Consider the following 1,760-nt stretch of genomic DNA (forward strand, 5'->3'; position numbering starts at 1 on the left):
TGAATACTAATAAAAAACAAAATAGCAAATATTTCAAAGGCAAAGTTAGAAATTTAGAAGAAAAAAATATGCTAATGGGTAGGGTTTCTAGTGGGAAATTTAGACAGGATAGCCTATCTGAAGGATTTAAAAGTGAATCTGAAAAAAATAAAGATAAATATAATATAAATAAAAAGAATCAAGAAAAAATAGGACGAAAAAAGAAATCTTCAAACAGGAAAAAAACGTAATAAAAAATGAGAATCTTGAAGTAGATGAACTTGATTTAAATCATAGTGGCATTTCTAATAAAAACAAGGGAAAGAAAAGACAAATAAAAGACGCTTTTGATAATACGATAAAGAAAAGCAACTTTGATCCAAAGAAAGAATACACCTAGGACAAAAAAAGAAGTACAGGATTCTAAAAATGTATCTGAAGAAAATAAGGTAGATACAAAAAATAAAACTAAATTCCATTCTAAAAAAGATAACAAAAGTGAAAAAGATAAGTTTTATAAAAAGGAAGATAAAATATCAAAACTATATGAGAAAAAGAATAAAAAGGAAAAAGAGTTAATTAAGGATAAGAAAAAGTCAAAAAAAGCGGGTTTAGAAAAACCTATTACTTTTGCAAGTGCTATGACTGCAAACTATCTATATAGTGGGAAAGATGATAATGCAGGCGTTAACGCTGCTTATAAGCTTAGTAGAACTACCGAAGTTGTAGGTAGAGAAATTAGCCATTTTAGAAGAAAAAAACCTTTAAAAACTCAAAGAAAAATAAAATCTTTAGAAGGAAAAATTTATAAGAAAGAAAGTAAACTCCTATTTCAAAGAAATTTTGAAGAATTGAAGAAGACTAAAGCTTATCAAAACTCTAATAAATGAATCGATTTTTTATGAAAAAGAAGTTTCAGAGAGATTTTAGGAAGAAACAAGGGAAGGTTTAGTAAATAGAATAAAGAAATCTTTCGCTAATATTGGAAAGAAAACATTGGAAGTTTTAAAAAACAAAGGATATAAGCAAATTTTAATTGCCCTTTGTATTTTAGGACTTTTTTTTATGCTATTTCAAGGAATTAGCAATGTTGGAAGTCTTACTTCAGGATTAACAAGTAATGTTATAGCTACAAGCTATCTATCAAAAGAAGAAGTTTTAATGGATATTAATAATGAATTTACAAGTTATGAATATGCATTACAAGATGAAATAGATAGTATTAAAGAAAATTATCCAAATTATGATGAATATCATATAAAAGGAGATTCTGTTGGTCATGATCTACACGAGCTTTTTAGCTATTTAACAGCAAGATATGGAGAGATTAAGTCAGCTGAAGAGATACAAAAGGAATTAAAAAAACTATTTAATCAAATGTATGAGAAAAAATATACTTCAAAGTCTATTATAAAATATGACAGTGAAGGAAATCCATATATCTATAGAATTCTAACATTAACTATAAAAAAGAAAAGTATTGATGAAATAGCAAGAGAAGAATTTGCAAACTATGAAACAAATATGGCTCATTATTTAGCATTACTTGATAGTCAGGGAAATATGAGTGGATATTTTGGATCAAGCTATGGGAACTTGGGAGAGATTATAGACAATCCAAACTTTGGAAATCCCGGTCTTGCTTTTGATTCTGAAACTGCCAAAGCCTTATTTAATGAAGCAGAAAAACATATAGGCAAAAGATATGTGTTTGGAGCAAGTGGACCATCTAACTTTGACTGTTCAGGTTTTGTATGTTGGTCATTTACAAAGTCTGGTGT

General features: G+C 27.6%; 3 protein-coding genes. All 3 read left to right on the forward strand.

Annotated features, from left to right (window positions below):
- Positions 1-230: hypothetical protein (locus tag HMPREF0077_RS10965; RefSeq protein WP_004837296.1), on the forward strand; the 230-nt coding region annotated here is incomplete at its 5' end.
- A 123-nt stretch (positions 231-353) separates the two neighbouring features.
- Complete coding sequence (locus tag HMPREF0077_RS10970; RefSeq protein ID WP_004837297.1) at positions 354-869, forward strand: hypothetical protein; 516 nt, start codon at positions 354-356, stop codon at positions 867-869.
- Positions 870-975: 106 nt separating this feature from the next.
- The coding region (locus HMPREF0077_RS10975) for a C40 family peptidase (protein WP_004837298.1) at positions 976-1,760 on the forward strand (785 nt) is incomplete at its 3' end.

This window comes from Anaerococcus tetradius ATCC 35098 (assembly GCF_000159095.1).
Lineage (GTDB): Bacteria > Bacillota > Clostridia > Tissierellales > Peptoniphilaceae > Anaerococcus > Anaerococcus tetradius.